The sequence below is a fragment of the Lottiidibacillus patelloidae genome (genome assembly GCF_002262935.1).
In the GTDB taxonomy this organism is placed as follows: domain Bacteria; phylum Bacillota; class Bacilli; order Bacillales; family SA5d-4; genus Lottiidibacillus; species Lottiidibacillus patelloidae.
On the sequence record NZ_NPIA01000005.1, the window covers coordinates 36,622 to 56,611 of the forward strand.

Genomic DNA, 19,990 nt, shown 5'->3' on the forward strand with positions numbered 1-19,990 from the left:
TACTATGCAGAAAGTAAGCTTTTTTCGTTCCATTCATTTTAAATTTATCTTAATATACGTCTTATTAATAACAGTAGCTATGCAAGTAATTGGTGTTTATTTCGTAGATAAATTGGAAGAGCAGTTCGTGACCAATTTTTCAAAATCTTTAAGAGAAAGAATTAGTCTCCTTGCATATAACGTAGATCAAGTACTAGACCAGCCAAGAAATGATACTACTCAAACTCTCGAAGATGATATTTATCAATTGCTTCGAAAAAATGATTTATTCTCAGATGACTTAATAGAAGCTCAAGTAATAAATAGTAATAAATTTGTTATAGGTACTACAAACCCTGCTAATCAACATATAGTAGGTAGAATTAGTACAGAAGTTCGAGTGAAAAAAGCACTTGTAAGTGGTGGTACCTTTTCTGATGTTTTACGGCATCCCAAACTTGGGCACAGAATTCAAGTACTAGCAGTCCCAATAAATAATAAGAATGGTCAAACGGTTGGGGCGATATATGTTGAAGCCTCAATGGAAGACATATATGAACAAATGCAAGAAATTAATAATATTTTAGCAACTAGTACTATTATTGCCTTGGCAATAACTGCCCTATTAGGTGTGTTTTTAGCACGAACTATAACAAAACCGATGTCAGAAATGCGAAAACATGCATTAACGATGGCAAAAGGAGATTTCACTAAGCAAGTAAAAGTATACGGTGAAGATGAAATTGGCCATCTAGCAATTGCCTTTAATGACTTAACAAGTAATTTAAAAGAAGCGCGTGAAAATACTGAAGATGAAAGAAGAAAATTAATCTCAGTTTTAACACATATGACAGATGGTGTAATAGCTGCCAATCAAAAAGGTGAAATAATATTAATGAATACGCGCGCTGAGAAAATGTTGGGGATCCCATATGAGAAAGCACAAGGTAAATCTGTGCTACACCTTCTAAAGCTTGAAGGCATTATGACATTACGTGATCTTTATGGCTATTATGGTGAGTTTCTTATAGACTTAAGTACAGATTATAAAAAGTACTATCTTAAAGCCAACATATCTCTGATTAAAACTGAAGAAAAAGATTTTAGTGGAATAATTGTTGTTTTGCATGATGTTACTGAGCAAGAACAAATTGAACAAGAAAGAAGAGAATTTGTTGCTACAGTATCACACGAATTGCGCACCCCATTAACTACGATGAGAAGTTATTTAGAGGCTTTATCAGACGGAGCACTAGAAGATGAAAACTTAGCTCCGCAATTTATAAAAGTAACACAAGATGAGACAGAACGAATGATTAGACTCGTAAAAGATTTATTACAGCTGTCCAAGATAGACAGTCAAGAGTTTAAAATTAACGAGTCGACAGTAGAAATGCTAGAATATATGACGTTAATCGTAGACAGGTTTGAGATGACAAAAGGCCATCAGTTTGTTTTCACAAAAGTCTTTCCAAAACATGAACTTAACATGATCATCGACAGTGATAAAATGACACAAGTTTTTGATAACATTTTATCAAATGCTATTAAATATTCGCCTGAGGGCGGAGAAATTTTAATAAACATGGCATTGCAAAATGAAGGATTAATCATTGAAATAAGCGATAAAGGTGTAGGAATTCCTGCAGATAGTGTTGAGAAAATATTTGATCGGTTCTATCGAGTAGACAAAGCAAGATCGCGCAAGTTAGGTGGAACAGGATTAGGACTAGCAATTGCCAAGGAAATAATTCGCGAACATCAAGGAGAGATTTGGGCAACAAGTAAGGAAGGCAAAGGAACAACTATTCATATTAAACTTCCTATAGCGAGGTATAAAGGGGGAGCTATGAAATGATCTATGAGCGGTTAAAAACATCATTACTTACACTTTTAGTGCTCCTTAGTATTTTGCTTACTTGGAAGTTGTGGACATATCAGCCTAATTATGGCTTAATTGCTGAAGAACCTCAGTATTTAAAAGATATTTCCATAGGAAAAAAACTGGATCTTATTGATGTATTTCAACCAACAAAGTTAATCTTTCATTTAGAAAATAAAAACTATGGTACAGAAAAAACGAGCAAAATAGCATCGATTTATCGCGATATGCAAAACTGGAATTTACAATCTTTTTATTTGCTTCCAGAACGGTTTACGAATATTAATGAGCTAACATCAATGGATGAAAGTGTAGAAATCATCTTTCCTGCCCCATTATCGGCAGATATAATTAGGTTTATATTTAAGTTATCAGAAGAACAATATGCACTTGATGGTGTGGAGAGAATTGTATTATCAGCAAATATAAATACAGGAAAAGATGAAACAATTGCCCATTTTATTTCTACTTCTGAACGTAAAGTGTTAGAAGCCGAAATAAATAACATCCCATTCTCGGCAATCATTGAAAACTATCTACTTGATGCACATGTGCAAACGCCATATTATAAATACGTTATTTCTGATAATAAAGGATACTCTAATATCATTTATTTAGCAGATAAGGTTCAAACATTAAAAGCATTAACTTATACCGCATCAAAATTAAAAGCAGAAGATCAGTTGAAAGATGTTTTATTTAGCGATCCTAAGTATGTTCGTAAAACGCAATCAGGATCGGAAGAGGAAACATATACAGATGGCAAGCGCGCATTAGAATTCTTACATGAACTAAATATGATGAAATATATTAATCCTTTACAGCAACATAAAAACAATGAATTTGATGAAAAGATGCTATTACAAAGCTATCAGTTTATAAATGACCATAGTGGCTGGACGGATCGTTTTCTATACTACATGAGGGATGAAGAGAAAGAATCCGTAACATTTAGGCAGTATATAAATAATTTCCCTATCTTTTCAACAAACTTAGCTAATAAACAAAGTGACTTAGCAACAATTTATGTTTCCTGGCGTGAAGGACAAGTTCATGAGTATATTAGGTCATTGATAGATATTGAACGAGAATTAGTTGAAAATGGTGAAATCCAGTTAGCTCGTGGTAGTAAAGTCATTAATTACCTTTACTACTTACAAGAAATAAAGGAATTTAACCCTACGTTATTAAAAGATATTACGGTTGGTTATCAAATGTATCATATCAATACTAATTTAATTTTTTTAAAACCTTCATGGTTCATTCATTATAATGGAAATTGGCAAGCGTTGAACTACGAGCCCCAAATTGAAGAGGGGGAAGAGCAAGATGGACTGGAATAAAACAAAAACGATTTTCATCCTTACTTTTTTCATTTTAAATATCTTTTTAAGCTTTAAACTGATAGAACGAAAAAACGAAAGCCAATTAGAAGTAATAACGAAATCAACTATTGAAGATCTATTGAAAGAAATGGAAATAAAGTACCCTAAACTTCCACAAATTAAAAAAACAGAAACACATATTAGTGCACTTAATATACCTTTTAATACTGAAGAGTTAAGTAAACTAAAGCAACAACAATATACTTTAAATGAAGATGGAACGCTGATTGGAATATTTGAATCACCAATTACATTAACTAATCCATTGCAACCTGAAGAAGAAGTAGCAAAGTTTATTAGTGAAAACTTAGTAAACGGAACGAAATATAGTTACTGGAAAACAGGTGAAGATGCAAAAAAGGTTTATTTTTTCCAAACATTTGATGGAAAACCTATTTATTTTAATAAAAAAGCAATGCTTATCATTCATTTGAATGAAGAGAAACAAATAATTGGCTATGAGCAAAATTTTCTAACAGTACAAATGAAAGAAGCGGAACAAAACATACTTCCACCATTAAAGGTGATAGAAGTATTACTTGATAAACAGTATTTACAGTATGAAGGAATCATAAGCAAAATAGAGCTAGGTTACTTCAATTTACCTGAAATTGCAGGGAACATCCAAGTACTTGCGCCTACATGGCATGTAGTTATAGGCAACAACCACTATTTTGTTGATGCTATCGATGGGGAATTACTTAAAATAGGACAAAATTGGGGTGGAGAAATTGGCACTACATTTTAGTGTGCTTGCAAGTGGGAGCACTGGCAACGCATTTTATGTCGGAACAGATAAAAAAAAGCTTTTAGTTGATGCAGGGATGAGTGGGAAACAACTTGAACAACTATTTCAAGGTGTCGATGTGAATCCTAAAAACTTAGACGGAATATTAGTTACGCATGAGCATAGTGATCACATCAAAGGTATTGGTGTGTTTGCTCGCAGATATAATTTGCCTATATATGCAAATGAAAAAACGTGGAAAGCAATGGATGGATTAATAGGTAAGATTCCAACGGAACAAAAATTCACCTTTGATATGGGTACAGTAAGATCATTTGGGAATTTAGACGTTGAATCATTTGGCGTATCACATGATGCTGCTGAGCCAATGTTTTATGTTTTTCATCATGACGGTAAGAAAGTAGCATTAGTAACAGATTTGGGATATGTTAGTGATCGTATTAAAGGAACAGTAAAAGGTGCAGACGCGCTAGTATTTGAGGCTAATCATGATGTATCAATGCTACAAATGGGGCATTACCCATGGAGTATAAAAAGAAGAATCTTAAGTGATGTCGGACATGTGTGTAATGAGGATGCAGGTTTAGCTTTAGCAGATATTATTGGCGATAAAACGAAGCGTATTTATTTAGCACATTTAAGTAAAGATAATAATATGAAAGACTTAGCACGATTGACTGTAGCGCAAACATTAGAAGAGCAAGGGTTTAAAATTGGTGAAACGTTTGATTTATACGATACTGATCCGAAAACCCCAACGCCAATGTATTTTGTTTAACAAAAAATAGTAGATATTATATAATTTTCTATGTAAAAAGGAAGAAGGAAGGTGTTTCTCGTGGGGTATTACGATCAAGATTACGACAATATCCAAAAGCAAAAAGGGAATCGTAAAGGGACTTGGTTAGCATTAATTTTCGCTGCTGTACTCGGAGGATTTATCGTACTTTTTTCTATGCCAGCCTTATCAAATATAGGATTGTTGCCTTATGAATTTGCAACACCTGCAACTGGTGATGAAGAAGAAGTAAATGTTGATAATAATGTAAATCGTACAGTAAATCTTTCCATCACGACTAATGTAACGGAAGCTGTTGAGAAAATAGCTGACGCTGTCGTAAGTGTCATTAACATTCAAAAAACAAGCTTTTGGTCAGAAACTGCAAGTGAAGCGGGAGCGGGTTCTGGAGTTATTTACAAAAAAGCAAATGGGAAAGCATTTATTGTTACAAACCATCATGTTGTTGAAGGTGCAAGTCAAATTGAAGTAAGTTTGACAGATGGAACGAGAGTCCCGGCAACATTACTCGGCTCAGACGTTTGGACCGACTTAGCAGTATTAGAAATTGACGCAACTTCAGTAAAATCAATAGCAGAGTTTGGTAATTCGGACACACTTAAACCTGGTGAGCCAGCAATTGCCATTGGAAACCCATTAGGACAATTTTCAAGCTCAGTCACACAGGGGATTATCTCAGCAACTGAGCGAACAATTCCAGTCGACATTAATAAAGATGGTTCAATTGACTGGAACGCAGATGTTATTCAAACAGATGCTGCAATAAACCCTGGGAATAGTGGTGGAGCCTTAATTAATATCGGAGGTCAATTAATTGGAATAAACTCCATGAAAATTGCTCGAGAATCCGTGGAAGGAATTGGCTTTGCTATTCCAATTAATTTAGCAGAACCTATTATTGAAGATCTGGAGCTATTTGGTGAAGTTCAACGCCCTCAAATGGGTATTAGTTTAGTCTCATTGTCACAAATATCTAATTACCATCGTGAAGAAACATTAAAGTTACCGGAAGATGTTAAAGCAGGAATAATGATTCGTTCTGTGTCTACACTTTCACCAGCAGATAAAGCTGGATTACAAGAACTTGATGTAATTGTGAAAATGGACGATACGGTAGTCAAAGATGATATAGACTTAAGAAAGTATTTATATATGAAGAAAGAAGTTGGCGATGAGTTAGAAGTAACATTTTATAGAGACGGCAAAAAGAAAACAACTGTATTACGTTTAGAGAAACAATCATATTAAGCAGGAGTGCATCTCCTGCTTTTTTACAACAAAGGAGGAAACAACATGAGAATATATAGTTGCATGGAACATATTGATGAAGCATTAGATGAAGTGGTGGATAAAGATGAACTAGCTCCTATTATGGAGAAAATTGAAGATACTAACAATTTGTCCACAGGCTGCTTTATGTGTGGAAAGGAAGCAACATATTTAGTTTCATCCGAATATTAAATATCAATATGTAGATTTGGTTGTTGATATGTGGATAAGTGTTGTTGATAAGTTGTTTGTAAAGGAGAAGTTATGCACATTACAATCGTTTCAGTGGGGAAATTGAAAGAGAAATATTTAAAACAAGGGATAGCTGAATACTTGAAAAGGCTAACAGCATATGCAAAAGTAGAAGTTATCGAAGTTGCTGATGAAAAAGCACCAGAAATATTAAGTGAAAATGAAATGGAGCAAGTAAAAGATAAAGAAGGGGAACGTATTTTAGCAAAAATATCCCCTGATACATATGTCATTGCCTTAGCAATTGAAGGGAAGCTAAAGTCATCGGAAGAACTTGCGAAGGATCTTGATAACCTAGCGATATACGGGAAAAGTAAGGTAGCTTTTGTTATCGGTGGATCGTTAGGCTTGAGTACAAATGTCTTAAAACGAGCAAATGATAAACTATCATTTTCAAAAATGACTTTTCCACATCAGTTGATGAAATTAGTTTTAGTGGAACAGATTTATCGAGCGTTTCGAATTAATCGCGGTGAACCGTATCATAAGTAAGCACTAAGTCATTCTTAATGGAAGCGTCTAAGGACAATTCAATGTCCTTGACGCTTCTTTCATCTGGTGAATCTCCTTCATTAACGGTAATTTTATTAACGATAGTATGAAGTAAATCCTTTTGCTCCTCAGCGCTTTATTCAATTTTTATACATCCTTATGTAAGGATGATATTATATCTAAAAATAAGACTTTAGGGGGGAGTAACATGACAAAACTAGCTCCTTTTTTTATATTACTAGCAGCAATGCTTTGGGGAACAACAGGAACTACGCAGGCACTAGCACCAGAAAATACCCATCCGATTGCAATTGGAGCTACTCGCTTAGCGGTAGGAGGGTTATTTCTCCTTTTTCTTGTACTCGTAACAGGAAAATTAACTATTAAAAATTGGCCAATTAAGGCAACCGTTTTGGCCTCCTTAAGTATGGCTTTATACCAGCCTTTATTTTTCTCTGCAGTAACGATTACCGGTGTGGCTATTGGAACCGTAGTAGCGATTGGTAGTGCCCCTATTTTGGCAGGGCTCTTAGAATGGATTTACTTAAAAAATCGTCCGCCGATAGTTTGGTGGTATTCAACAATTTTATCTATTTTAGGTTGTTTGATGTTGTTTATGAATAAACAATCATTATATGTAGATCCAGTCGGAATTTTATTGGCTATAGGAGCAGGCTTAGCTTTTGCTAGTTATACGCTTTTAAGCAGAGATTTGGTTACAAACTACTCACCTTTATCAGTAGTTGCGGTTATCTTCACACTTAGTGCAATTTGTTTATCTCCATTTTTATTCATTTTTGATATGTCTTGGATTGCGAGTTTTCGAGGAGTAGGTGTTAGCTTGCAACTGGGTATTATGGCTACAGGGGTAGCATATTTTCTTTTTGCAAGAGGCCTTGCACATGTGTCTTCATCAACAGCTGTGACACTTGCATTGGCAGAACCATTAACAGCAGCGTTATTAGGTGTAATCATGCTAGGAGAATATTTGAGCAAAACTTCATGGCTTGGCATTTTTCTATTACTATTTGGAATCGGATTATTAATCTGGTCGTCAAAAAGTTCTAATAGACCAATAGTAATGGAAGCAAAGTAAGGTTATTAGTTATGATGAGTTGACCATAATTAGATACAAAACTTTTTATTGAATTTATTACCGTATATTTAATAGAAAATACTTTGCAAGAGTAGATATTAATAAATAATTGGTGAAGATCCAAGCAGTGAGATTTCTTTTCACACAAGGGGCAAGTAATTTTGTAAAACTTTTTACTTAGCCCCCTGTTTTCTTCTTTTCAACATTCTCTATCGTTTCTCCACGTGGTACATTGTACAATCTACTCTTCGGTTCAAATATTTTTTGAGATGGCCAAAGTCCATGATGCCCGGAGAAAAGGTAGCTGACGATACAAGCAACAAAGAAGTACTCTAATCCTTTTCCATTAAACATTTCCATTGCTAAGAGGAATGCTGCTAAAGGGGTATTAGCACCACCACAAAAAGTAGCGATTAATCCAATTGCAACAAGAAAGGACATCGGTAAATCTATAAATGTGTGTAAGGTGTTACCTAATGTCGCTCCAATAAAAAATAGAGGAATTGCTTCTCCGCCAACAAATCCGCTTCCGAGAGTAATTACTGTAAAAACAAGTTTGGCGAGGAAGGCAAAGGGAGGAACTTTTTCTTCAAATGATTGTTCGAGCATCTCTAACCCCCGGCCATTATAATCTTGTGAACCAACAATTAATGTTAGTACCACAATAATAACTCCACCCCAAAAAGCTCTCTTCATATGGTTTTTCTTAGAAAGTTTCTCAGAATATTTCTGTACCCCATGTCTTAACTGACTATATAAAACACTTATTAAAGCGAAAATAACAGAAACAAAGATTACTTTTAGAAATGAAACGATAGTAAATTCAGGTACTAGTTTAATTATAAAATTTTCATGTTCATGTCCCCAAGCTGCTGTGGTTATATAGTAAGCAACAAAGCTTGCTACAAAACAAGGCACAAGTGCTTCAAATCGTAACTTCCCTAATGCAGCCATTTCCATGCCAAACACAGTACCAGCAATAGGTGCTCCAAATGCAGCTCCAAACCCGGCACTAATACCACTCATTATTAGAAGTTTCTTATCATTGTTGTTTACTTTAAAAAATTTATTGACCGTTGCAGATACACTGCTTCCCATTTGGATAGCTGCACCTTCTCTTCCTGTTGAACCACCAAAAAGGACTGTGATAAATGTCCCCAAATAGATAATAGGACCCATCCTTTTCGGAACTTCTTTCTTGCCATGAACAGCGTCTATGACGAGGTTATTCAGTTCAGCAGTGTCATTTAACGTATTATTCGAATAGACCTTTCCATATTTCATATAGATGTACCCTATAGCAATTCCACCAAACGGTAGAAGAAAGATTAGCCAATCTCTTTTTGCTCTTATATCATCTCCTAGAAAATCATTTATTTCTAAAAGAAAGTTTGTAGTCGTACCGACAACTAAGCCGATAATGCTTCCAAAGAATATCCATTGCCCGAGCGTTGAAAGAAAGATTTTATATTTTAAGGGCATCAACCTATTTACCTCATTTCTAACCATATATGACTATCATCGATGTTATTTTTGCTCAATAGATAAAAAATTATTAAGATAAGAATAGAAACCCAATATTGAAAGGGAGTAATCAAATGGATGTAATAAAAGAGATAGAAGAGTTAAACTTTGCACTATTACAATCTTTTACGAATAAACAAGATAAACCTTGGGGTGCTTTGTTTTCGAATAAAACTCAACCAGATTATTATGATGCAAATCATGCGCATTTGAGCAAGCAACCAGCCCATCCGGAAAAAGTTATTACTGAAGTCATAAAATTTTATGAAGGTTTGCATATTATTCCAAGGTTTTATTTATATAACCTCGAGAATATGCCAGCTTTTATTGCAAAATTAAAAGAGGAAGGCTTTCATTATGAAGACTTCTTGCAGCCAATTCAGCTTTGGAACAATGAAGTAATAAAGTTACCATTACAAAAAGATGTCACCATAGAGAAGGTTACTAGAAAAAATTATGATGAAGCTTTATGGGTCGAGTGTCATATTAAAGAATTTGGAGGAAAATCAGTTCGTGAAAAAGCGTTTGAATCTGAATTTAATGATAATCGTTATACTCATTTTCTACTAAAATATAATGGAAGACCATGTTCCACTGCTTGCTTATTTGTTCATGGTAATCAAGGGAGAATAGAAAGTGTTGCTACAGTTGAAGAATTTAGAGGAAAGGGATTAATTGGTTTGTTGTTACAACAGATACAAAGAGAAGCGCAAACCCTTCAGTTAGAAAAACTATGGGTTCACCCGATCAGCGAACGGGTTGAGAAGGTATATAGTCGCAATGGGTTCACTACGGTACTTACCTTAAAGACAGGACATGCTTATTTACGAGGAAAAGGTATTAAAGAGATACAGGATCGCTAAAGTACAAAAGTAAAAGGCACAACTAGATTAATTTGTTGTGCCTTAAAAGTTGGTACATGTCACTTCTCTGAGTAGTAAAAAAGAGCTACGACTTTTACATTTATGGTTTCTTAATCATGTGGTTAAGGAATTTTATGCATTTCAGCAGGTAAAGGACGACTAAAGTAATATCCTTGTCCTTCATCACAATCTTCTTCTTTTAAGAATGCTAATTGGATCTCGTCCTCTATTCCCTCAGCTATAACCCCCATCTTTAATTTATGGGCTAATGAAATAATAGTTGAAGTTATAGCTTTTCCATTTAGGTCGTGACTAATATCTTTAATAAAACTACGATCAATTTTAACTCGATCAAATGAAAATTGTCTTAAGTAACTAAGGGAAGTATATCCAGTTCCAAAATCATCAATTGAAATGGAAACGCCAATATCCTTTAATTCTATTAGTACACCTTTTAGAATTTCATTATCTTCCATAAGAATGCTTTCTGTTACTTCAAGTTCTAACCATTTGGGGTCTAGACCGGTTTCATTTAAAATTTCTTTTACTATAAATACAAAATTTTGGTGTTTTAATTGAATAGTAGATATATTTACTGCAATTTTAAAAGGGCGATGACCTAAGTCCTGCCATAATTTATTTTGTTTGCACGATTCACGAAGGACCCATTTGCCAATAGATACAATTTGTCCACTTTCTTCAGAAACCGGGATGAAATGGTCTGGAGGTATTAGGCCGTGTACTGGATGATTCCATCTAATTAAAGCTTCCATAGCACTTAACTCACCAGTTTTAATACTTTTTATTGGCTGATAATGTAATGTGAATTGCTCCTGGTGAATAGCCGTTTTCAAATCTCTTTCAATAGAAAGCTTATAGGCAGTATTAGTGTCTAGTTCTCTTGAATAGACCGTATAATTATTTTTTCCATATTTCTTGGTGTAGTACATGGCAGTATCAGCGTTTCTAATTAGTTCATCAGCATTATTGTCATTATGTTTATTGTTAAATGCTATTCCAATACTTGCTGAAACAGATATAGAATTTCCCATAATAGTAAATGGTTCTGCAAGTAGTTGATTAATACGTTCTGCTAGTAAGACAACTTCTTTTTCATTTGTATCTGGTATTAATATACAAAATTCATCTCCTGCAAATCTTCCTACCGTATCCTTTTGGCGTAGAGTATTACTAATTCGATCAGAGACAATTTTTAAGAATTCATCTCCAAGTTGGTGTCCTAAAGAATCATTTATAAATTTGAAACGATCTAAGTCCAAAAATAGAACAGCATAGCAGGATTCTTTCTCTCTAGATTGCTCAATCAACTGCTGTAATCGATCTTCAAATAATTTTCGATTTGGTAATTTGGTCAATTGGTCATAGAAAGCAAGCTCATTCATAGTTTTTTCAAATTCAAATTTTTTTGTAATGTCTTTTGCAATACCATACGCCCCCACAATTTTCCCATCTATCCTCATAGGAAAACTAGTAACGTTTAGGCGTGCTAGAATACCGTCTTTTCTTGTAATAGAAAGGTCATAGGTGTTAGTAATTCCTTTTGTCGCTTCCTCAAAATATTTAATTGCGCTAGGTAAATCTTCAGAGAGTATAAGTGGAGTAAACGACATTTCAAGCAATTCATTAAGAGAATATCCAGAAACATCTTCACAACTAGGATTTGCATCTGTGAAATTACCTTCTAAATCAAATGTGAAAATTGCATCAGGATTATTATAAAAGAGAGAATTAAAGCGTTCTCTGTTCTCCTTAAGTCTCATTTGTGTAGTTACTTCTTCTGTTACATCAAAAACTGTACCGACCGAAGCATATTTATCATTAATGAAAGTTTTAGTAGCATGAATCTCGACATAAATGAGACTACCTTCTTTTTTAAACGCTCTAATCCGATACCGTGCAGTAGTTTCTTTATTTTCCATTCTACTAGTAATACTTTTTTGTACTAAATGTAAATCTTCAGGGTGAACAAGTTGTTCAAATGTTACCGTACCAGAATGCAACTCCTCTTGGGTATAACCTACCATATCACAGAAGTGTTTGTTTACATATGAGTACGTCCCCTCTTGAAGTATATACATACTTACAGGTGCATGTTGTACCATAGTTTCAAACATCATTTTATAAAAGACTAAGTTTTCTTGTTCACCTATATTATCGTCAGTAAAATTATCATAGTTATCTTCTATTGGTTCAACCTTTAAATCAAGACTAGCAATCTTATTAATTTTAGATTTACACATTATATTCTCTATCCCTCTCCAAAACATAAATAACAGTAAAGATTTATTAAAAATACCAATTTTTTGAACTTAGTTATTTTCATATTATAATATAAAAGTTTTGAAAACAAATTTATCTGAATAATATTATAATTTAGCGAATGATTTTGCATTAATAGTCTAATTGCTGCGTCTGGAAGTGGAAAAACTATATAAAATCATTCCTATAACGATAATACAAAGGCCAATGATAGAAGTCCCATTCGGATATGCAGCAGAAAGAAAGATTACTTCGCCAATAATGACAAATAAAACTTGTGTTGATTGGGTAGCTTCAACAGCAGCTAACTTTTGTTGATCTCCATTTACATTATCAGTTGCAATAAAAAATAACGTCGTTGCTATAACTCCCGAGCTTACCGCTACGATAAATGTTTGGGTAATTTGGTCAGAAGAAGGTGGGCCGACAGTAACAATTCCATATATGCTAAGAAGAAACCAAAATGGCATACTTGCAATTGTCATACCTAAGACTCGTTGAAAGGTATCTAAATTTCCTTTACAAATCTCCATCATTTTACGATTTCCTAGAGGGTAAGCAAATGCAGCAATAATGACAGGGAATGTACCAAATGCAACACTTGCCAATGAAACTTGACTAACTTGTTGAATTTGAATGATTACAACACCGAGGAAGATTAATAATGAAATAGCCAAAGCTTTTATTTGAACTTTATTTCTTGTTCTAAGCGGTCCAGCATCAGATTGTTGTGTCTGGAAAAAGAGTGGGGATAATAAAATTCCAGCTACTATAGTAAACTGCCATGAACCAGCTACTAGCCATCCAGGTCCATAAGCTGCTGCAAAAGTTAAAGGAGCATAGAAGAGCACAAAGCCAATTAAACTCCACAAAATCCACTGGTAAGGATTACTTCGCATTTCGGTAAATAACTGTTTTACATTTTTTCTATATAAAACAATAAGAAATAAAAAAGGTAACATAAAGAAAAAGCGTAAAGAAGAACTCCAAATCCAGCTACCTCCTGCAAGGTCCATAGAGCGGTTTAATATAAAAGTTACAGCAAAAAACATCGAAGCTAAAATACCGATAACAATATCCTTCATTAGATCGCCACCTGAATGTATAATGTATTTAATGTAAAATTCATTTTATTATACATATTTTGGTTTTACTACATTTTTATCTCAGTAAAGTTAAAAGAAAAATATGGAAATACTACTATACAAAGTTTTGTTTTTAAAAATATACAGAGAGAAAAAGCAACAGCATATTTTTAGGAATCAATATGGAAGGTGAGAAAAATTGAAGAAACGATTATTAGGAAACACAGGAATTGAAGTGTCTGAGATCGGTTTTGGCGCATGGCAATTAGGTAACGAAAAAGATTGGGGAAAAATGACAGAAAGTGAAGCGGTTTATTTGGTGGATAAAGCTATAGACCTTGGCTGTAATTTCTTTGATACAGCACCTAACTATGGGGCTGGTAAAAGTGAAGAACTACTTGGAAAAGCTTTTAAAGGAAAACGGAATCAAGTGGTTATCAGCAGTAAATGTGGACATCATTCAAATGGTGAGGAGAATTTCGCCCCTGACAAACTGATTTTATCAGTAGAAAATAGTTTGCGTAGATTAAAGACAGAATATCTTGATAGTCTCCTGTTACACAATCCACCATTTTCAACCTTAGACAGTAATTCTCAACAATTTGAAGTGTTAGAAAAGCTTAAAAAGCAAGGGAAAATTAGACTGTACGGCGCTTCAGTAGATAATAGTAGTGAGATAAACCAATTAGTAGCGAATACTGATAGTCAAATTATTGAAGTAATGTTTAATATCTTATATCAAGAGCCAGTATCTGCAATTCAAACAGCTCAAAATCAAGGTGTTGGAATTATTGCTAAAATACCATTAGACTCTGGATGGCTAACAGGTAAGTATAGTGCAAACAGTACATTTTCGGGAATTAGAAGTAGATGGAGTGAAGAAGAAATTAAAAAAAGAGGAGAACTAGTTGATCAAGTTCGCCAAATTGTAGGGAGAAAAACGTCTATGGTTAAAGCAGCTCTGCATTTTATTCTTTCTTATAAAGAAGTATCCACAGTAATTCCTGGAGCAAGAAATGTTAAACAATTAGCCGAGAATATATCTGCATCAGAGTTTTGTTTGTCAAAAGAAGTTTTAAAAGAGTTAAAAGAACTTTGGGATAAAGAAATTAAAAATAGCAAACTATCGTGGTAATATGTTGAAACTTTATTACTAATACATAAAAAAAGCCTAAATCAAATCCGTTATTAATTCATATTTATTCCCTAGAAAGGTTGGTGCCAAGTGAAGGTATTAGTAACTGGTGGATTCGGCTGGACGGCAAGATCAATTATTGAAGCCTTACATATAAATAATTTTGAAATTGTAGTATTTGATATTTCATCAAAAATTCCATCCTATTTAAATGAAATAACAAGTAACATTATTACTGGAAATATTTCTACTTTAGAAGATGTAAAAAGGGCAATGACAGGTTGTGATTATGTTATTCATTTAGCTGTTGCAATTGGGGAGAATGACTATAAGCAACCTGACGTTCCTTTCGATGTAAATGTAAAGGGAACGTACAATATTTTAGAGATTGCTAGAGAACTAAATGTAAAAAAGACAATAATTATGAGCGAAGCACCAGTCCACATTAACTTTAAAGAAGATAAAATTTTCTCACAAACAGATTGGCAGAGCTCTTCTGGAGAAGATCATTTATATGACTTAACGAAGCGATTACAAGAAAGTATTGCTAAAGATTTTAGTGAAACTTTTGGTATGAATATAATTGTTTTGCGACCAGGACATATTGTTGATGGAAAAGAACACATAGATCCGCTTGGTAATAGTCTAGAAGACTTAAAGTATTGTAAAGGAGGATGGGTGTGTAGGTATGATATAGCAAAGGCTTGTATAAGTGCTTTAAAAATGGAAAGCCCGACTACATATAATACATTCCATTTGATAGGTTCTTATCAAGCAAAAAAACAATTTGATATTAGTAGAACTGAAGAAGTACTAGATATGAAGTTCGATAATACTTTTGAAAATTATTAAAATGATAATATTGGACATTTAGACACTTTGTAAGTGTCTTTTTTTATTTACTGAATAAATGAAAGAGTATTTTAATAAAAGGTTCATGAAAAAGGTAGTATAATTGAAATTAAGTATAATATAGTAGGAGGAATATAGATGGCTAAGAATATAATAAAAAACATATTATCTATTGTAACGCTATTAACAGCTTTCTTTGTTTTTACTTTAGATATATCAGCTTCTGATGATTATACGAGATTAGCAGGTAATAATCGATTAGATACAGCAATTCAAATATCACAGTATGGATGGCCGGATGGTCTTATAACTGCAGAAAGGGCTGTAATATTAGCTCGAGCCGATAACCCAGCTGATGCATTATCCTCAGCAAGTTTAGCTGGTGCTAAAGATGCACCTATTCTATTAACCTACCCTAACTATTTAAGTCCAGAAGTTCTAGCAGAAATTAAGAGATTAAAAGCTGATAAAGTTTACCTATTAGGTGGTACAGGAGCAATTAAAGAAGCTGTTGAAACTGCGCTAATTAATGAAGGGCTTAATGTTGTAAGAATAAATGGAGCAAATCGTTTTGAAACTGCTGCATTAATAAATGAAGCGGCAGGCTCTTCGTTAAAAACGCGAGCGATTATTGCAAATGGGTTTACTGTTGCAGATGCTATTTCAGCTTCAACTGATGCTGCTATAAATGAAATTCCTATCTACTTAACAAGGAAAAATAATTTACCTATTAAACTACCTGTAAATATTCGATCAGTAGATATTTATGGTGGAACAGGCGTTATTTCTGAAGAGGTAGTAAAGCAGTTAGAGGCAGAGGGCATTTCAGTAAATCGTGTTTCTGGAAAAAGCCGGTATGAGACAAATATCGCAGCTCTAAACAAGTTAAATAAAGTAACGATTGATAACATGATTATTGTACGTGGTACTTCTGTAAATACAGAAAAAGAAGATTACCCTGACGCAGTAGCAGCATCGGGACTAGCGAATAAAAAGAATGCAATGGTTATCTTAACACACCCGAACTACACTCCAGGTGTAACAAAAGATTTTATTAATGAATATTATTGGCAAGGCCAATCTACCTTTGTACTTGGTGGTAAAGTTGCTATTGCTAATCAAGTTTTAAGAGATGCAGGTTTTTATGTATCCGACTATAAAACAATAGAAGAAATTGAAGCGCGCTGGGCAAAATTTAAACCAACATTTTCAGGAAATAAATATGTTGAGTTACCACAAGTTTCAGCACCATATAAAGCTGGGAAACTTCATGAAAAATACTTAACAGATGCAGTAAAATTAACTAACTTTATTCGCTTCTTAGCAGATTTACCAGATGATGTTTATCACGATGCTGCTATGAGTGAAGAGGCACAACACGGTGCAGTTCTATTAGATGCAATTAATAAATTAACTCATTATCCACAAAAACCGGCTGATATGAGCCAAGAATTTTATGACATTGGTTATAGTGCAACTACTTCAAGCAATATAGCACAAGGATTTAATGATATTTCTCCAACAGTTATTGCATACATGGATGACTTTGGTTTAAATAACGTAGAGGCAGTTGGGCATCGTCGTTGGATTTTAAATCCACCTATGCAAAAAATAGGATTTGGAATAAGTGGACATTTCTCTGCTATGAAAATTATTGACAGAAGCAGATCAAGGCAGTTCAATTTTGACTATACTGCATGGCCAAACCAAGGAGCTTTTCCGACACAGCTTTTCACATATGGTGAACCTTGGTCAGTAACATTAAATGGCAGTAAATATAGTACACCGGATCTTCAATCTGTAACTGTAACTGTGACACGTTTATCAGATAATCAAAAATGGTTTTTAGATGCAGCTGATAATACAATAAATGAAGGTGGGGAATACTTTAACGTTAATAATCAAGGCTATGGCTTACCGAACTGTATTATATTCCGCCCAGGAACGCAGAATGATATTAGTAATAATGAAAAATTTGAAGTAGAAATTACAGGAATCAAGTATAAAGATGGCTCGCCTGCTACAATAACATACACAATTGAGTTATTTGAGTTATTTGAGTTAGAGGGGTATGAGTAATAATATAGGATTGCTGAAAGGAAACTACTTTTATTTATGTAGTTTCCTTTTCTATATCGTTAATACTTATGGGGTTTATTAAGAAAAACTACGTTTCGTCCATGTAGGGTGACTATCCCTTAACCATTTTCATTCATTGTGTAATATTGCATGTTACTTATGATTTTCACCACTAAATAAATTTTTCATATAATAAGTTAAAGGCTATGTCCTTCCTCATGAGCTAAGTAATCAATTCCACTTTTTTAATTAAGCTTAAATGTCGTCTTTAATCTTGTTAATAGTTAACTCTTTTACACAAGTTTAAATATTACAATTATCAGATAATGAACATAATTTAATCTTTAAATGAACATATTTTAATATGTAAATAAAAGTGATATACTAAAATAATCATAGTGATATACTAAACTTATAATATAAAAGATTCAGAAATGGTGTTTTCCTAAGTTGCGTCGTAGTTATTATTGGCGCTTGATTAGGTGCGCCTATAACTTTTTACAAATATTAAGGCATAAGGATTGATTAATATGAGTAACAGAGAAAACAAAACAGACGTTATTTTAATCGGTGCGGGAGTCATGAGTGCGACTCTAGGAACAATATTGAAAGAGCTAGCACCTGAATGGGAAATTAAAGTGTTTGAAAAACTAGCAGAAGCAGGAGCGGAAAGCTCTAACGAGTGGAATAATGCTGGAACAGGGCATGCTGCATTGTGTGAACTTAACTATACCGTTGAGCAGCCTGATGGGTCAGTAGATATTACTAAAGCTGTAAGAATTAACGAACAGTTTCAACTTTCTAGACAGTTCTGGTCTTATCTTGTAAAAAGCAATCTACTGCGAAACCCTGAAGACTTCATTAAACCATTGCCGCATATGAGCTATGTTAGAGGAGAACAAAACGTGGAATTTTTGAAGAAGCGTTTTGAAGCTCTATCAAATAACCCATTGTTCGCAGGAATGGAATTTTCTGATGATCCAGAACAATTAATGGAATGGCTACCGCTTATGTTTAACGGTCGTTCTTTTGATGAACCAATCGCAGCAACGAAAATAGACTCTGGAACAGATGTTAACTTTGGTGCGTTAACACGTATGTTATTTGACCACCTTAAAACTAAAAATGTTCAAATCAACTATAATCATAGTGTCAATAATTTGAAACGAACTAGCGACGGCTTATGGGAACTAAAAGTTAAGAACCTCGAAAGCGGTGTTACGGAAAAGCACACTGCAAAATTCGTCTTTATTGGCGCAGGTGGAGGAAGCTTGCATTTATTACAAAAGTCCGGAATACCTGAAGGAAAAAATATCGGAGGATTCCCTGTAAGTGGGCTATTCCTAGAGTGTAAAAATCCAGAAATAGTTGAACAGCATCATGCGAAAGTTTACGGAAAAGCTTCTGTAGGTGCTCCACCAATGTCTGTGCCGCACCTTGATACAAGATATATTAATAACAAAAAATCTTTATTATTTGGACCATTTGCTGGTTTCTCACCAAAGTTTTTAAAGAATGGTTCAATGTTTGATTTAGTAACGTCGGTAAAACCGGATAACCTCGTTACTATGTTAGCGTCAGGGGCTAAGAACATTCCACTGACTAAATACTTGATTGAACAACTTATGTTATCAAAAGAAGAGCGTATGGAAGAACTACGAGAGTTTGTTCCTAATGCTAAATTAGAAGATTGGGATTTAGTGGTAGCAGGTCAACGTGTGCAAGTTATTAAAGATACACCAAGTGGTAGAGGAACACTTCAATTCGGTACGGAAGTTGTAAGTAGCGCTGATGGTTCAATTGCTGCATTACTTGGCGCGTCACCTGGTGCTTCGACAGCTGTTCATGTCATGCTTGAAGTGTTAAATAAATGCTTCCCAGAAAGAATGAAAGAATGGGAAGAAAAAATAATTGAAATGGTCCCTTCATATGGGGTATCCTTAGTGGAAAATCCAGAATTCTTTGAAGAGATTCACATGTCTACAGCACAAGCACTAAGACTAACTGAACAAATGCCTGAAGTAGAGGTAGAAGAAGTTGAAGAAGAAGTTGATCCTTCTCCTGAAGAACCAATAGAATTAGAAAAAGTATAAGAAATATTTATCACCAAAAATTCACTTAAAAGTTTAGTGGATAAAAGAATATTATATAAATTAAATCTAAAACCTTTGATCTATATTTGGATTGAAGGTTTTTTTATTTGCAGTTAATGAGAGTAAAATATGCTCTTATCACTATTTTATAGTTTATATTACATTGAAGTTTTTAAA

General features: G+C 34.0%; 16 protein-coding genes. 13 read left to right on the top strand and 3 right to left on the bottom strand.

The features are described 5' to 3' along the window. Positions 1–4: 4 nt before the first annotated feature. From walK to CIB95_RS10255, 8 genes are all read left to right on the top strand, one after another. Positions 5–1,837: a cell wall metabolism sensor histidine kinase WalK gene (gene walK / locus CIB95_RS10215; protein ID WP_094924840.1), complete on the top strand. Its 1,833-nt coding sequence runs from the start codon at positions 5–7 to the stop codon at positions 1,835–1,837. Beyond that, a complete protein-coding gene (locus CIB95_RS10220) occupies positions 1,834–3,204 on the top strand; it encodes a YycH family regulatory protein (protein ID WP_094924842.1) in 1,371 nt (456 codons plus the stop codon). The genes walK and CIB95_RS10220 overlap by 4 nt, the downstream gene beginning before the upstream one ends. Further along, positions 3,191–3,994, top strand: a complete 804-nt coding sequence (locus tag CIB95_RS10225; RefSeq protein WP_094924844.1) for a two-component system regulatory protein YycI — start codon at positions 3,191–3,193, stop codon at positions 3,992–3,994. Before CIB95_RS10220 ends, CIB95_RS10225 begins: the two co-directional genes overlap by 14 nt. Beyond that, positions 3,978–4,772 carry an MBL fold metallo-hydrolase gene (locus CIB95_RS10230; protein ID WP_094924845.1) on the top strand — a complete coding sequence of 265 codons (795 nt, stop codon included), beginning with the start codon at positions 3,978–3,980 and terminating at the stop codon, positions 4,770–4,772. The genes CIB95_RS10225 and CIB95_RS10230 overlap by 17 nt, the downstream gene beginning before the upstream one ends. Positions 4,773–4,832: 60 nt before the next feature. Then, positions 4,833–6,041, top strand: coding sequence for a S1C family serine protease (locus tag CIB95_RS10235; protein ID WP_094924846.1), 1,209 nt, complete (start codon positions 4,833–4,835; stop codon positions 6,039–6,041). Positions 6,042–6,086: 45 nt separating this feature from the next. Next, positions 6,087–6,254 (top strand): CxxH/CxxC protein, encoded by a 168-nt coding sequence (locus CIB95_RS10240; RefSeq protein WP_094924847.1) that lies wholly within the window; start codon positions 6,087–6,089, stop codon positions 6,252–6,254. A 72-nt stretch (positions 6,255–6,326) separates the two neighbouring features. Then, positions 6,327–6,806, top strand: coding sequence for a 23S rRNA (pseudouridine(1915)-N(3))-methyltransferase RlmH (gene rlmH, locus CIB95_RS10245; RefSeq protein ID WP_094924849.1), 480 nt, complete (start codon positions 6,327–6,329; stop codon positions 6,804–6,806). Between the two features lie 208 nt (positions 6,807–7,014). After that, the gene (locus CIB95_RS10255) at positions 7,015–7,902 is read left to right on the top strand and encodes an EamA family transporter (protein WP_094924851.1); all 888 of its coding nucleotides are present in this window, start codon (positions 7,015–7,017) and stop codon (positions 7,900–7,902) included. A gap of 177 nt (positions 7,903–8,079) precedes the next feature. Here CIB95_RS10255 and CIB95_RS10260 read toward each other — a convergent pair whose 3' ends face one another. Next, complete coding sequence (locus tag CIB95_RS10260; RefSeq protein ID WP_094925233.1) at positions 8,080–9,384, bottom strand: chloride channel protein; 1,305 nt, start codon at positions 9,382–9,384, stop codon at positions 8,080–8,082. Between the two features lie 116 nt (positions 9,385–9,500). Here CIB95_RS10260 and CIB95_RS10265 point away from each other — a divergent pair, with 116 nt between their 5' ends. After that, entirely contained in the window at positions 9,501–10,289 is a 789-nt protein-coding gene (locus CIB95_RS10265) for a GNAT family N-acetyltransferase (protein WP_094924853.1), read from the top strand. Between the two features lie 122 nt (positions 10,290–10,411). On the opposite strand, the gene CIB95_RS10270 is transcribed toward CIB95_RS10265, so the two are convergent. Then, the gene (locus CIB95_RS10270; protein WP_094924855.1) at positions 10,412–12,550 is read right to left on the bottom strand and encodes a sensor domain-containing protein; all 2,139 of its coding nucleotides are present in this window, start codon (positions 12,548–12,550) and stop codon (positions 10,412–10,414) included. A 159-nt stretch (positions 12,551–12,709) separates the two neighbouring features. Further along, a complete protein-coding gene (locus CIB95_RS10275; RefSeq protein WP_094924857.1) occupies positions 12,710–13,654 on the bottom strand; it encodes a DMT family transporter in 945 nt (314 codons plus the stop codon). A 199-nt stretch (positions 13,655–13,853) separates the two neighbouring features. On the opposite strand from CIB95_RS10275, the gene CIB95_RS10280 reads away from it, so the two are divergent. From CIB95_RS10280 to CIB95_RS10295, 4 genes are all read left to right on the top strand, one after another. Beyond that, on the top strand, positions 13,854–14,789 hold the full coding sequence (locus tag CIB95_RS10280; protein WP_094924859.1) for an aldo/keto reductase: 936 nt from the start codon (positions 13,854–13,856) through the stop codon (positions 14,787–14,789). 90 nt (positions 14,790–14,879) lie between these two features. Then, positions 14,880–15,641 carry an NAD-dependent epimerase/dehydratase family protein gene (locus CIB95_RS10285; protein WP_094924861.1) on the top strand — a complete coding sequence of 254 codons (762 nt, stop codon included), beginning with the start codon at positions 14,880–14,882 and terminating at the stop codon, positions 15,639–15,641. Positions 15,642–15,779: 138 nt separating this feature from the next. Beyond that, entirely contained in the window at positions 15,780–17,720 is a 1,941-nt protein-coding gene (locus CIB95_RS10290; RefSeq protein WP_094924863.1) for a cell wall-binding repeat-containing protein, read from the top strand. A gap of 530 nt (positions 17,721–18,250) precedes the next feature. Further along, complete coding sequence (locus CIB95_RS10295) at positions 18,251–19,813, top strand: malate:quinone oxidoreductase (RefSeq protein WP_094924865.1); 1,563 nt, start codon at positions 18,251–18,253, stop codon at positions 19,811–19,813. Positions 19,814–19,990: the final 177 nt, after the last annotated feature.